Raw genomic sequence first — 13,256 nt, 5'->3', positions numbered from 1 at the left:
CGGCTCGTCGCCGAAGCGGGCGCGCAGCAGCGCGCCGACGGCGACGTCCTGGCCGGGCGCCCATTCGAGCGGCGTGGACGGCTCGGCCGCGACGGCGGCGACGGCGGCCGGGGACAGCAGCCCGTCCAGCCGGGCGGCGCTGGTCGGCACGCCCATCAGCGTGCCGCCGGGCAGGGGCCGGGTGATCCCCCCGGCGCGCACGGACGGGGCGGCGCCGGTGGGGTGCACCTGCTCGCCGTCCAGGCCCAGCTCGGCCAGCAGCGCGGGGACCTCGGGGCGGCGGGCGAGGAACGCCTCGGCGCCGACGTCGAACGGCACGCCCGCCAGGTCGACCGTGCGCAGCACGCCACCGATCCGGTCGCGCTGGTCGAGCACCGTGATCGCGGCGGCCGGCCCCAGCAGGGCGCGCAGCCGGTGCGCGGCCGTGAGGCCGGAGATCCCGGCCCCGACCACCGCCACGCGCGCCGTCACGGCCGCAGCGAGTGCACCAGTTCGACGACCCTGGTCAGCACGGTCGGGTCGGTGCCGGGCAGCACGCCGTGCCCCAGGTTGAACACGTGCCCGGGCGCGAGCCTGCCCTCGTCGACGATCCGGCGGACCTCGGCCTCGATCGAGGGCCAGTCGGCGAACAGGACCGCCGGGTCGAGGTTGCCCTGGACGGGGTGGCGGTTGCCGGTGCGGTGCGCGGCCTCGTTCAGCGGGACGCGCCAGTCGACGCCGATGACGTCGGTCCCGGCCTCGGCCATGGCCCCCAGCAGCTCGCCCGTGCCCACGCCGAAGTGCACCCGGGGCACGCCGGCGTCGGCCACCCCGGCGAGCACGCGGGCGGAGTGCGGCTGCACGTACTCGCGGTAATCGCGCTCGGAGAGTGCGCCCGCCCAGGAGTCGAACAGCTGCACGGCGTCGACGCCCGCGTCGATCTGGGCGCGCAGGAACGTGGTGGCCAGGTCGGTCAGCGCGGACATCAACCGGTGCCAGACCCGGGGCTCGGCGCGCATGAGCGCCTTGGTGCGCTCGTGGTTGCGGCTGGGACCGCCCTCGACCAGGTAGGACGCCAGCGTGAACGGCGCGCCGCTGAACCCGATGAGCGGCGTGCGCCCCAGCTCGGGCAGCAGCAGCCGCACCGCATCGGCCACCGGCTCGACCTGCTCGGCGAGCAGGACGGGGAGGCGGTCGACGTCGGCCTCGGTGCGCACCGGCTGGGCGACGACGGGCCCGGTGCCGGGCACGATGTCGACCCCGACGCCCGCGGCGTGCAGCGGCACCACGATGTCGCTGAACAGGATGGCCGCGTCGACCCCGTGCCGGCGCACCGGCTGCAGGGTGATCTCGCAGGTCAGGTCGGGGGTGAAGCAGGACTGCAGCATGCCGGTGTCGGCGCGCAGCGCCCGGTACTCGGGCAGCGAGCGGCCGGCCTGGCGCATGAACCAGACCGGGACGCGCGACGGCGTGCCGCCGCGCATGGCGACGAGCAGCGGCGCCGCGGAGAGGTCGCGGCGGTGACCGAGAGCGGCCGGGGCGGGGTGCAGGACCATGACAGCACCAGTCTCCCACGCCGGACCGACGGCCTCGACCGCGACCTCGGCGCGTCCCCGCAGCGCGCTCGCGCCCCGACCTCACCCGGAATGGGCAGCCGCGCGGCGCGCCTCGATCGGCGATCACCCAGCGCGACCTAAAGTCCTCGTCCGTGTCCGATTCGACCGCCCCACCACCGCCGTTCCAGCAGGCGGTCGCCTCGCTGCGCGCAGTGCGTCCGCGGCCGGAGTTACGGATCTCGTCCGTCGACGCGCCGCCGCGGCTGGCCCCCTACACGTGGGCGTTCAGCGTGGAGGCCGATGCCGACCACGACGCCGGCGACGAACTGGACGAGTTGGAGCCCGACACGTCGGGCCGGCTGATCCTGCTGCACGACCCGGCCGGTCAGGACGCCTGGGAGGGCACGTTCCGGTTGGTCTGCTTCGTCCAGGCGCGCCTGGAGCCCGAGCAGCTCGGCGACGAGATGCTGCCCGTCGTGGGGTGGTCGTGGCTGACCGAGGCGCTGGACGGGGCCGGGGCGGAGTACGCGGCGCTGGGCGGCACCGTCACGCAGACGTCGTCGGTCCGGTTCGGCGACATCGCCGGGCAGCGCCGGGAGGACGACGTGGAGCTGCGAGCGTCGTGGACCCCGCGGGGCACCGACCTCCGACCGCACGGCGAGGCTTTCTGCGCGTTGGTCGCTTCGGCCGCAGGGCTTCCGCCGGTCGGAGCCACTTCTCTCACCCGGCGTTCCGGCTGAATACCCACCGTGACCTGCATGAACACCGCTCATGGTGATCACAGTGCTCACCCGGACGGGTAGATCGGTGTCGACAAGGCTGTAACTTTCACCCCCACAAGTTCGATGCGATAACGACGTTAGACCGCTTGGGGGGCTAGGCTTCCTCCACGACACCTCCCCGGGCGGCGCAGGAACACCCTTCGCAGTCCGGGGATCTGGTGCCGGTCGGGGGGCAACGACCGACTCCAGGGAGGTAATAACGTGGCCGTTGTGGGCCAGGGCGCACCAGTGCGCGGCACTACAGGTGCCGTGTTGTCGCCTGCGATGGTCCCGCACCCGCGGGAAGAGCTGTTCTCGGTGCTGGTGGTCGACGACCATCCGCTCCTGCGCGAGGCAATCGCCGCGCGCCTGCGTTCGATGGGCGCGGGAACGGTGTACGAGGCAGCCTCGGTAGCCGAGGCCCGGGCCAGGGCTCACGCCAACGGTCCGTGCGATCTGGCGATCCTGGACCTCGGGCTTCCCGATGGCAGCGGGCTCGACCTGGTGACCGAGCTCCGGGCACTGGGTTGGAACCGACTCGTGGTGCTGGCATCGTCGGACGACCCGTACGCCGTACGGTCGGCTTTCCAGGCAGGCGCTCAGGCCTACCTGCTGAAGTCGGCGTCCGCGGCGATCGTGACCGACGGCGTGAAGCGGGTGCTGGACGGCGGCGTGTACGCCGACCCGACGGTCGCCCCGCTACTCGCCACCGGTACCCGGGTCCCGGGTACCGACAACACCCCTCGCGAGCTCTCCGCCCGCGAGGTCGAAGTTCTCCAGCTGGTCGCCGACGGCCAGTCCAACAAGGAGATCGGCGAGGCGCTGAGCCTGTCCGCGCTCACCGTGAAGAGCCACCTGTCGCGCATCGGCCGCAAGCTGGGCACCGGCGACCGCGCGCAGATGGTGGCCCTCGCGATGCGGGCCGGGGTCATCCGCTGACCCGGGAGACCACCGGGACCGACCTCAGAACCAGCGGCACCGACACCGACCAGGGACCAGAGATCGACGACGCCGGACCCACGCCAACCGACGGCACCGGGCCTGGCGCGACACCGGAGCGGGCACCACAGCCGTTGCTCGCCCCGGTCGACGGTCTCCCCCCGGTCGTGCAGGACCGCTCGGCCCTCCGGGCCACCGCGGACGCGATGGCGGCCGGTACCGGCCCCATCGCGGTCGACGCCGAGCGCGCCTCGGGTTTCCGGTACTCCCAACGGGCCTACCTGGTCCAGCTGCGGCGCGCCGGGGCCGGCACCGCGCTGGTCGACCCGATCCCGCTCGGCAGCGACCTGCACGAACTGGCCGCGCCGCTGACCGGCCCCGAATGGGTGCTGCACGCGGCCGGCCAGGACCTGGCGTGCCTGGCCGAGGTGGGCCTGGTGCCCTCGCGGCTGTTCGACACCGAGCTGGCCGGGCGGCTCGCCGGGCTGCCCCGGGTGGGGTTGGGCCCGCTGGTCGAGCAGCTGCTCGGGCTCACCCTGGAGAAGGGGCACGGAGCGGCCGACTGGTCGCGCCGTCCCCTCCCCGAGGACTGGCTCGTCTACGCGGCGCTGGACGTCGAGGTGCTGGTGGAGCTGCGCGACGTGCTGGCCGCGCTGCTCGCCGAGCAGGGCAAGCTGTCCTGGGCCGAGGAGGAGTTCGAGGCCGTGCGCACGGCCGGGCCGCCCGCGCCGAGGGCGGAGCCGTGGCGGCGCACCTCGGGCATCCACAAGATCCGCAAGGCGCGGCCGCTGGCCGCGGTCCGGGCGCTGTGGGAGGCCCGCGACCGGCTCGCCGCCGAGCGCGACATCGCGCCCGGTCGGGTCCTGCCCGACGCCGCGATCATCGACGCCGCCGCGTCCGCGCCCCCGACGGCGCAGGCCCTGGCGGCGCTGCCGGTGTTCCGCGGGCGCTCGCAGCGCAGGCTCACCGGCTACTGGTTCGCCGCGCTGCGCCAGGCGGCCGAGCTCGACCCGTCGCAGCTGCCCTCGGCATCGCCGGTCGCCGACGGTCCGCCGCCGGTGGCGCGCTGGGCCGACCGCAACCCCGACGCCGCCGCCCGGCTCACCGCGGCGCGCAGCGCGGTGGCCGCGGTGTCGGACGAGTGGAACGTGCCGGTGGAGAACCTCCTGCAGCCCGACCTGCTGCGCAGGCTGTGCTGGACTCCGCCGGCCGACGGCGACGTGGCCGGCGCGCTGCGCGCGGGCGGCGCCCGCAACTGGCAGGTCGAGCTGCTCGGGCCGCGGCTGGAGGCGGCGGTTCAGGCCCGCAGCTGATCGGTCCGCGGCGGCTGGTCGGCCCGGTCGGCCTCGTCGCGGGCGGACCGGTCGTGGCGCGGCGTGACGGCCGGCAGGTGCACGCGGACCGTGAGGCCCCCGCCGTCCACCGGCTCGGCGCGGGCCACCCCGCCGTGCGCCTTGGCCACCGCCCGCACGATCGAGAGCCCCAGGCCCGAGCCGGGCACGGCCGCCGTGCGGGCCACCGGGCCGCGCCGGAACGGCTCGAACAGCTCGGTCACCTTCTCCCCCGGGATGACCGCCCCGCTGGAGGACACCTCCAGCTCGGCACAGCCCTCGTGCACGCCGGTGCGCACCCGCACCCAGCCGCCGGGGACGTTGTGCCGCACGGCGTTCTCCAGCAGGTTGCCGGCCACCCGTTCGAGCAGGACGGCGTCGCCCAGGCACACCGCGGAGCCGGACTGCACCTGGATGCGCAGGCCGCGCCGGTCGGCCTCGTGGCGGACCGCGGCCAGCGCCGGCACCAGCACCTCGGCCAGGTCGACCGGGGCCGTGCTGGCCAGCTCGGCGGCCTCGGTGCGGGCCAGCAGCAGCAGCCCGGCGATGAGGTCGTCGGCGCGGCGGGTGGCGTCGCGCACCACCTCCGCCATGCGGCGCAGCTCGGCCTCGTCGGCGGCCGGGTCGGACAGCGTCACGTCGACCTCGGTGCGCAGCACCGACAGCGGCGTGCGCAGCTCGTGGCTGGCGTTGGCGACGAACCGGCGCTGGGCGTCGAACGCGGCCTGCAGCCGGTCGAGCATCGCGTCGAAGCCGGCCGCCAGCTCGGCCACCTCGCCGCGCGCGTCGCGCAGGTTGGTGCGGGTGTCCAGGGACTCCACGGTGAGCCGGCGGGCCGTGGCGGTGACGGCGTGCAGGGGGCCGAGCACCCGCCCGACCAGCACCCACGACACCACCCCGCCGGCCGCGACGACCAGCGGGAACGCGATCAGCCCCGCGGTGAGGACCTGGCGGCGGGCCGCCGCGGCGACGGCCTCGCTCACCTCCTCCGCCGGCACGACGACGTCGCCGACGCGGACCATGGTGCCCGCCGGCAGGGCCGGCACGGCCCCGACCACGCCACCGACGAGCATCCAGCCCAGCCACAGCAGCAGCGCGCTGACCACGGCCACCACGGCCGTGGCCACCAGGGTGAGGCGGGGCCGCAGCCCCACTCCCCTGCCGCGCCGCCGGGCCGCCGGTGAAGTCACCGCAGATGTATAGCAAGCCGACCGGTGAGGACCCCGTAGCGCGGAGACCGGAAGGCCGGCCTACCCGGCGGCCGGGACCCGGTAGCCGGCGCCGACGACGGTCTCGATGACCCCGGGGTCGCCCAGCTTCTTCCGCAGCGTCATCACCGTGACCCGCACCGTCGTGGTGAACGGGTCGGCGTTCTCGTCCCAGACCCGCTCCAGCAGCTCCTCGCTGCTGACCACCGCGCCGCCGGCACCCAGCAGCACCTCCAGCACCCCGAACTCCTTGCGGGTGAGCTCGACGGGCCGCTCGGCCCGGCGCACGGTGCGCTTGGCCGGGTCGAGCGCCACGTCGCCCGCCACCAGCAGCGGCGGCGCGGCCGGGGTCGCCCGCCTGCCCAGTGCCCGGCAGCGGGCCACCAGCTCGGGGAAGTCGAACGGCTTGGCCAGGTAGTCGTCGGCGCCGCGGGACAGCCCGTCGACCTTGTCCTGCAGCGTGCCGCTGGCGGTGAGCATCAGCACCCGGGTGGTCGCCCCGGACGCGACGATCTCGGCGCAGAGCTGGTCGCCGGGCATGCCGGGCAGGTCGCGGTCGAGGACGACGACGTCGTACCGGGTGATCACCGACTTCTCGTGCCCGCTGTCGCCGTCGTAGGCGACGTCGACGGCCATGCCCTCGCGGCGCAGGCCGCGCGCGATCGCCTCGGCCAGTGCCTGCTCGTCCTCGACCACGAGTACCCGCATCAGCGCGCCTGCTCCCCCGGTGCCGGCGCGGACCGCTCCGCGTCCTGCGCGGACCCGACCACCGGCAGCGCCGACGCCCACTCGGTGACCCGGCGGGCCACGTCCTGGACGGTCAAGCCGGTGGCGGCCAGCACGTCGGCCCGGCTGCCGTGGTCCAGGAACTCCTGGGGCAGGCTGATGTCGCGCTGGGGCACGTCGCACCCGGCGGAGCGCAGCGCGTCGGAGACGGTCGGGCCGAACCCGCCGTGGCGCCCGCAGTCCGACACCGTGACCACCAGGCGATGGCCGCGGGCCAGGTCGACCAGCGCCGTGGGCACCGGCAGCACCCAGCGCGGGTCGACGACCGTCACCGAGACGCCCTGCTGCTCCAGCCGCACGGCCGCGTTCACGCCGAGCTCACCGAAGGCGCCCGCGCACACCAGGAGCACGTCGGGCACGCGTTCGGCCGTCGCGGGCTCGCGCAGCACGTCGACCCCGTCGACGCGGCGCACCGCCGGCACCGAGTCGATCACCGCGCCCTTCGGGAACCGGATCGCGGTCGGCCCGTCGTCGACGGCCAGCGCCTCGCCCAGCTCCTCGCGCAGCGTGGCCGCGTCGCGCGGGGCGGCGACCCGCATGCCGGGCACGATGCCCAGCAGCGACAGGTCCCACATGCCGTTGTGCGACGGGCCGTCGTTGCCGGTGACGCCGGCCCTGTCGAGCACCAGCGTGACGGCCCGCCCGTGCAGGGCGACGTCCATCAGCAGCTGGTCGAAGGCCCGGTTCAGGAACGTCGAGTAGATCGCCACGACCGGGTGCAGGCCGCCGTCGGCCATGCCAGCGGCCGAGGTCAGCGCGTGCTGCTCGGCGATGCCGACGTCGAAGGTGCGCTGCGGGAAGGCCTTGGCGAACGGGGCGAGCCCGGTCGGGCCCAGCATCGCCGCGGTGATCGCCACGATGTCGTCGCGGCGGGCCCCGACGGCGACCAGCTCGTCGGCGAAGACGCTGGTCCAGCCGACCGACTTGGGCCCGGTGGGCAGCCCGGTGGTCGGGTCGAACGCGGCCGGGCTGTGCATCAGCTCGGCCTCGTCGTTCTCCGCGGGCGGGTAGCCGTTGCCCTTGCGGGTGACCGCGTGCACGATCACCGGGCCGCCGAAGTGCCGGGCCCGGCGCAGCGCCGACTCCATGGCCGGGATGTCGTGGCCGTCGACCGGGCCGAAGTACTTCAGGCCCAGGTCGCTGAACAGCTGCTGGGGGCTCAGCGCGTCCTTGACGCCCGCCTTGACCGCGTGCAGGCCGGCGTAGAGCGGGCCGCCGACCACCGGGGTACGGGCCAGCGCCTGCTTGCCGGCCTCCAGCACCCGCTCGTAGCCCTGGTGCAGGCGCAGCGAGGCGAGCCGGTCGGCCAGGCCGCCGATCGTCGGGGCGTAGGAGCGACCGTTGTCGTTGACCACGATGACGACGTTGCGGTCCTTGCCGGCGGCGATGTTGTTCAGCGCCTCCCAGGCCATGCCGCCGGTGAGGGCGCCGTCGCCGATGACCGCCACCACGTGGCGCTGCTGGCCGGTCAGCGCGTACGCCTTGGCCAGGCCGTCGGCCCAGGACAGCGACGTGGACGCGTGGCTGTTCTCGACGAGGTCGTGCTCGCTCTCGGCGCGGCTCGGGTAGCCCGACAGGCCGCCGGTCTGCTTGAGCCGCTCCCACCCGTCGCGCCGGCCGGTGAGCATCTTGTGCACGTAGGCCTGGTGGCCGGTGTCCCAGATGAGGGTGTCGCGCGGGGAGTCGAACACCCGGTGCAGCGCGATGGTCAGCTCCACCACGCCCAGGTTCGGTCCCAGGTGGCCACCGGTCCGCGACACCGACGCGACGAGCTCGCGCCGGATCTCCGCCGCCAGGCCGGTGAGCTGCTCCGGACCCAGCCGGGTGAGATCGGCCGGTCCGCGGATTGATCTCAACTCGGTCACCGTCCCAGCTTACGGAAGCCCGCCGCGACGGCGCGGCGAGTGCACACCACCAGGCAGTGACCAGGTCAGAGCAGGGGGCGACGGGGCGAGGGCACGTCCGGCGGCCCGGCGATGCGGACCAGGTTGCGCCCGTCGTGCTTGGCCGCGTAGAGCGAGGCGTCGGCCGCGCGCAGCACCTGGTCGAGATCGGTCCCGTCGGCCGGGAGGGTGGCCCCGCCGACGGAGACGGTCAGGCCGGTGATCGCGGTCCCGTCCGGGACCGGCACCCGCAGCTCGGCGATCCGCCCGCGCAGCCGCTCGGCGACCCGGCCCAGTTCGACCCGCCCGCCCTCGCCCGCCGGCAGCTCGGGCAGCAGCACCAGGAACTCCTCGCCGCCGAAGCGCCCGACGACGTCCTCCTCGCGCACCCCGGCCCGCAGCTCGGCGGCCACCGCGGCGAGGACGCCGTCGCCGGCGAGGTGGCCGTGCTCGTCGTTGACGGTCTTGAAGTGGTCGAGGTCGAGGATCAGCACCGCCGCCGCGCCGTGCTGGCGCCGCACGCGCCGCACGACCCGCTCCGCACGCGCCCGCCAGGCCGTCGCGGTGAGCAGCCCGGTCTTGGCGTCGGTGGTGGCGGCCTGCTCCAGCTGGCGCACGAGCACGGCCCGGTGCAGCACCAGGATGGGCGGGAGCACCAGCACGACCAGGCCGGGCGTGGAGGCGAGCGCCACGGCGGCCAGCGCCCCCATGCACAGCGCCGCCAGCTCGACGGTGCTGTCGTCGCGGTGAGTGGTCAGCTCGCGCAGCACCGGGCGGGCGTGCGACAGCGCGGTCGCCGCGGTGACCAGCGCGGTGGTGACCGCGAGGTAGATGAGCACGGCGGCGCCGATCGCGGCCACCCCGGCCGGGTCGTCGGCCGCGGTGGGCACGGCCCCGCCGACCACCGCGTGCGCCGCGACGGCCGCCAGGACCGTCGTGGCGGTCGTGTACGCGTGCCGGTGCGGGAGCACCCCGGCCGGGCGCTGGACCCGCTGCCAGCGGTGCAGGGAGACGATCGCGATCACGGCCGCGATGAGCGCCGGGGGCAGCAGCGCCGCGGCGGCGAACGTCCACACCGACCCGAGGTCGGGCGAGGACGGCCCGCCGGACCGCCCGCGGATCCGCTCGATGCCGGTGGACAGCTCGGTGTGCGCCAGGCTGAGCAGGCAGATCAGCGCGGCCTGCGCCGCGGCGGCCCAGGTGACCGGCCCCGCCCCGCCCACGACGACCGCGGCGGCGACCAGCTCGACCCCGAGCACGAGGGCGAGCGCGGGGCGCGGCAGCCGCCACAGCGACCACCCCGACCGGGCGGGGTCGGCCGGGTGTCGCGGCGCCCAACCCGTGACGACCGGGGTGCGGAAGGGCTCGACCACGACCGGGACGCTCCTTCCGCAACCGGCAGCCCCGGGGAGGTGCCCGCGACAGTGCCGACCGCGAGGCTAGTAAGGCCACGGCGGCGTGTCAGGGGGAAGACGATCGCCAATCGGGGTGGACCTCGACCACCGGATCGTCACGGTGCGTGGCCGTACGGGTCCGAACGGTGATCGTGCGGAAGGGCCCCCGACCGGTGGCGCTCAGCGGGCGGCGGCCGGCGGTTCGGCCGCCCGGGTCCGGGGCACCGGACCCACGGTCTGCGCGCCGTTCCCGCCGCGCGGGCTCGCCTGCGTGGGCAGCGCGACCCCCATCCGCACGGTGTTGCGCCCGGCCCGCTTCGCCGCGTACAGGGCCGCGTCGGCGACCTGCAGCAGCGACTGGAGGTCGCCCCCCGACACCGCCGAGGCCACCGCGCCGCCGACCGACACCGTCAGTCCGCTCACGGACAGCGGCCCGTCGGCGGTGGGCACGACGACCTGCAGCGCCGCGATCCGGCACCGGATCCGCTCGGCCACCGCCTCCAGCTCGGCCCCCGCGCCGCGGTCGGGACCGGCCAGCAGCACGACGAACTCCTCGCCGCCGAACCGCCCGGCCAGATCGCGCTCGCGCACCTCGGACGCCACCTCGTCGGCGACGGCCTTGAGCACCATGTCGCCCACCACATGGCCGTGCGCGTCGTTGACGGCCTTGAAGTGGTCCAGGTCGAGCACCAGCACGCCGCACGGGCCGTCGACCCGGCCGGTGCGGCGCAACTCCCGCTCGGCCAGCGAGTGCCACGCCGCCGCGTTGAGCAGGCCGGTCTTGGGATCGGTGTTGGCCGCCTCCTCGAGGTGGCGCACGAGCACGGCGCGGTGCAGCACGAGCAGCGGCGGCAGCACGAACACGACCAGCCCCGGATTGATCGACAACGCCAGCGCGGTGAGCCCGCCGAGGGAAAGCGTGGCGATCTCCAGCGCGTTGTCGTCCCAGTGCCCGAATAGCCGTCCGAGATCGGCCTGCGGCACGCTCATCGCGATCGCCCCGGCCACCAGGCAGCTGTTGACCGTCGTATAGACCAGCAGCGCGAGGGCGACGGCGAGCAGATCCCGCGGCCCGCCGATGATCGGCGCCCGCTCCCCGAACGCCTCGACCACGCCGCCGGCCGCGAGGCAGGCGAGCACGACCGTGGCGGTGCTGAACAGCTGCCGGTACAGCGGGACGCGGGGCCGCCACGACCGCCACCACACGTAACTGTGCACCAGCGCGGCGACGCCCGCGGCCACCGTGGGCGGGAGCAGCACGGCGGCGGCGAACGTCCACACGGAGGTCAGGTCGACGTGCAGGTCCTCGTGGACCCGGCGGCGGGCGCGCTCCACCCGTACGGCGATCTCGGTGTGCGCGAGCGCCCCACCGCACAGCGCCAGCGTGAGCGCGAGATCGGTCGCGGTCGGGACCGACTCCGGCAGGAACGCGATGACCAGCATGAACGCGGTGGCCTCGACCAGCAGGACCGGCAGCCGCACGCGCCGGGGCAGCGACCAGACGTCCCAGTCCGCGACGCGGCGGCGGAGTCGTTCGACCCCACCCGCAGCGACCGTACGCGGGGCCTCAGAGGACATCCACAGCTCTCGTTCGTCCGGCGGACTGGCGCCCGACACTAGCGGACGGTTCTGCGCGGTGTCATCCACGACCGGGCCGCGCGATGGGGCCCGGGAGTGACGCGGCCCACCGTTTCCGGCGCCGGAATGTGCCCGGGGAGTGACCGGCAGTCGCAGCGATCCCGTTCGGAGAATAGGCGGGGGCCGCAATACCGATCTGTTGCCGCCAGGTGCTCCACAACTCGCCCGGGCGACTTGACTTTCGACCGGAACCGGTGCGAAGTTAATCCGGTAATTGCGATACCGGGCACGGATTCCTCGACCGGCCGGTCCCGATGCGACGGTATTGCAAAGCACTGAACCGGTTACGGATCGTCCGGGGAACGGACGATCGAGATCGATTCCCGCGCCACCGAATGATCGGGAGGATCCGCCGTGCGCAACAAGAACTGGTGAGAGCGACGCCCGAGCACCCGTACCAGGGAGAGGACGCCCCGTGCGCAACAAGAACTGGTGACCGCGCGATCCACCGACCCGCCCCGAGGAAGGACGCCGACGTGCGCAACAAGAACTGGTGAGCAGCTCACCCCTCCGCGACCGCTCGCGTCGCGGCGGGCGAACCCGCGCGGCAGGCGCGGTGCCACAGCACCGCGCCGCCGAGCGCGAGCACCGCGCCGGCGGCCCCGCCGGCCGTGATGGCGCCACCCGCGCCCCACGCGTCGGCCAGCAGCCCGCCGACGAGCACCGCAACCCCCTGACCGGCGACGATGCCGGACGCCGCGACGCCGATCGCGCGCCCCCGGTTCCCGTCCGGCGTCGCCAGCACGAAGCCGGCCTGGGCCTGCAGCAGGTAGGCCGTCGAGGCCATCCCCGACACCGCCAGCAGCACCACGGCGACCGGCACGTCGGGGCGCAGCGCGAAGGGCAGCAGGGGCAGGCCCGCGACCACGGCGAGCACGCCGACCAGCCGGGCCCGCCGGGCGGGCGGCACGAACCGCACGAACAGCCAGGCCCCCAGCACGCTGCCCAGCGGGTCGGCGGCCATCAGCAGCCCGACGACGGCCGGGCCCGCGCCGATCTGCGCGGCGTACGGCGCGGCCAGCGCCTCCGGCACCACGTAGCAGCCGACCAGCCAGGCCAGCAGCACCAGCGCCCGGCGCACCGGGTCGGCGGCGATCTCGGCGACCACGCCGACGAGCCCCCGACCGCCCCGCCCCGCCTCGGCCCGCGCCCTGGCCGCCGGGCGGTCCCTGGCCGCGACCCCTAGCCGGACGAGCAGCCCGGACAGCACGAACGTGCCCGCGTTCACCAGCAGCGCCGCCTCCGGGGTGAACGCGGCGACCAGCAGGCCGCCCGCGGAGAACCCGGCCAGCTGCGCGGTCTGCCCGGTGATCTGGCGCACCGCCAGCCCGCGCTCGTAGAGGTGCCCGGGCAGCACCTGGGGCAGCAGCGCGCCCTGGGCCGCGGTGTGCGGCGCCGCGGCCAGCACGACCAGCACCAGCAGCACGCACAACAGCCACAGCGGCATCCCGGGCAGCGCCATCACCGCCACGGTGACCGCCCGCAGCGCGTCGGCGGCGACCATCACCTCGCGGCGCCGGAAGCGGTCGGCGAGCCCGCCCAGCGCCACCCCGCCCACCAGCGCCGGCAGGAACGTCAGCGCGTAGCTGAGCGCGGCCAGCGACGCCGACCCGGTGCGCCCGAAGACCAGCACCGCCAGCGCCACCCTGGCCAGCTGATCGCCCACCAGCGACAGCAGCTCGGCCAGCCAGATGGCCCGGAACTCGGCCACGGCCAGCACCGCCGGTGGCCGACTGGACGCCATCGCGGTCGCACCCCCTCGACGGGCTGGGCCCGGCCCT

Annotated in this window: 11 protein-coding genes; 3 read left to right on the top strand and 8 right to left on the bottom strand. The window is 75.3% G+C overall.

Annotation, left to right across the window (positions count from 1 at the left end; genetic code table 11):
• Both KIK08_RS14450 and hemE read right to left on the bottom strand, forming a co-directional pair.
• Positions 1–471 (bottom strand): NAD(P)-binding protein (locus KIK08_RS14450; RefSeq protein WP_214403641.1); only part of this gene is annotated, 471 nt, incomplete at its 3' end.
• Positions 468–1,535 (bottom strand): uroporphyrinogen decarboxylase, encoded by a 1,068-nt coding sequence (gene hemE, locus KIK08_RS14445; protein WP_214403640.1) that lies wholly within the window; start codon positions 1,533–1,535, stop codon positions 468–470. The genes KIK08_RS14450 and hemE, both read right to left, overlap by 4 nt.
• A 152-nt stretch (positions 1,536–1,687) precedes the next feature.
• Between hemE and KIK08_RS14440 the strand changes: the two genes are divergently transcribed.
• The 3 genes from KIK08_RS14440 (at position 1,688) to KIK08_RS14430 (ending at position 4,548) form a co-directional block, all read left to right on the top strand.
• Positions 1,688–2,275: a DUF3000 domain-containing protein gene (locus KIK08_RS14440; RefSeq protein ID WP_214403639.1), complete on the top strand. Its 588-nt coding sequence runs from the start codon at positions 1,688–1,690 to the stop codon at positions 2,273–2,275.
• Positions 2,276–2,581: 306 nt separating this feature from the next.
• Positions 2,582–3,235, top strand: a complete 654-nt coding sequence (locus KIK08_RS14435; RefSeq protein ID WP_214403645.1) for a LuxR C-terminal-related transcriptional regulator — start codon at positions 2,582–2,584, stop codon at positions 3,233–3,235.
• 62 nt (positions 3,236–3,297) lie between these two features.
• Positions 3,298–4,548, top strand: a complete 1,251-nt coding sequence (locus tag KIK08_RS14430) for an HRDC domain-containing protein (protein ID WP_214403644.1) — start codon at positions 3,298–3,300, stop codon at positions 4,546–4,548.
• Here KIK08_RS14430 and KIK08_RS14425 read toward each other — a convergent pair.
• The 6 genes from KIK08_RS14425 to KIK08_RS14400 form a co-directional block, all read right to left on the bottom strand.
• Positions 4,533–5,756 carry a sensor histidine kinase gene (locus KIK08_RS14425; protein ID WP_308257635.1) on the bottom strand — a complete coding sequence of 408 codons (1,224 nt, stop codon included), beginning with the start codon at positions 5,754–5,756 and terminating at the stop codon, positions 4,533–4,535. The two genes, KIK08_RS14430 and KIK08_RS14425, sit on opposite strands and share 16 nt — an antisense overlap.
• A gap of 60 nt (positions 5,757–5,816) precedes the next feature.
• Positions 5,817–6,482 carry a response regulator transcription factor gene (locus KIK08_RS14420; protein WP_214403638.1) on the bottom strand — a complete coding sequence of 222 codons (666 nt, stop codon included), beginning with the start codon at positions 6,480–6,482 and terminating at the stop codon, positions 5,817–5,819.
• Positions 6,482–8,425, bottom strand: a complete 1,944-nt coding sequence (gene dxs, locus KIK08_RS14415) for a 1-deoxy-D-xylulose-5-phosphate synthase (protein ID WP_214403637.1) — start codon at positions 8,423–8,425, stop codon at positions 6,482–6,484. The genes KIK08_RS14420 and dxs overlap by 1 nt, the downstream gene beginning before the upstream one ends.
• 65 nt (positions 8,426–8,490) lie before the next feature.
• A complete protein-coding gene (locus KIK08_RS41725) occupies positions 8,491–9,816 on the bottom strand; it encodes a GGDEF domain-containing protein (protein ID WP_214403636.1) in 1,326 nt (441 codons plus the stop codon).
• Positions 9,817–10,017: 201 nt separating this feature from the next.
• Positions 10,018–11,415 (bottom strand): GGDEF domain-containing protein, encoded by a 1,398-nt coding sequence (locus KIK08_RS14405; protein WP_214403635.1) that lies wholly within the window; start codon positions 11,413–11,415, stop codon positions 10,018–10,020.
• 562 nt (positions 11,416–11,977) lie between these two features.
• Complete coding sequence (locus KIK08_RS14400) at positions 11,978–13,219, bottom strand: MFS transporter (protein ID WP_214403634.1); 1,242 nt, start codon at positions 13,217–13,219, stop codon at positions 11,978–11,980.
• Between the last annotated feature and the right edge of the window lie 37 nt (positions 13,220–13,256).

The organism is Pseudonocardia lacus (assembly GCF_018531445.1).
Lineage (GTDB): Bacteria > Actinomycetota > Actinomycetes > Mycobacteriales > Pseudonocardiaceae > Pseudonocardia > Pseudonocardia lacus.
The sequence above is the reverse complement of the archived record's forward strand: the minus strand, read 5'-3'. Positions and strand labels throughout refer to the sequence as shown.

Bases quoted from the DNA above. Each gene is read 5' to 3' on its own strand.
- KIK08_RS14420 (WP_214403638.1), bottom strand. From the start codon at position 6,482: ATGCGGGTACTCGTGGTCGAGGACGAGCAGGCACTGGCCGAGGCGATC.
- hemE (WP_214403640.1), bottom strand. From the start codon at position 1,535: ATGGTCCTGCACCCCGCCCCGGCCGCTCTCGGTCACCGCCGCGACCTC.
- KIK08_RS14400 (WP_214403634.1), bottom strand. From the start codon at position 13,219: ATGGCGTCCAGTCGGCCACCGGCGGTGCTGGCCGTGGCCGAGTTCCGG.
- KIK08_RS14405 (WP_214403635.1), bottom strand. From the start codon at position 11,415: ATGTCCTCTGAGGCCCCGCGTACGGTCGCTGCGGGTGGGGTCGAACGA.
- KIK08_RS14435 (WP_214403645.1), top strand. From the start codon at position 2,582: ATGGTCCCGCACCCGCGGGAAGAGCTGTTCTCGGTGCTGGTGGTCGAC.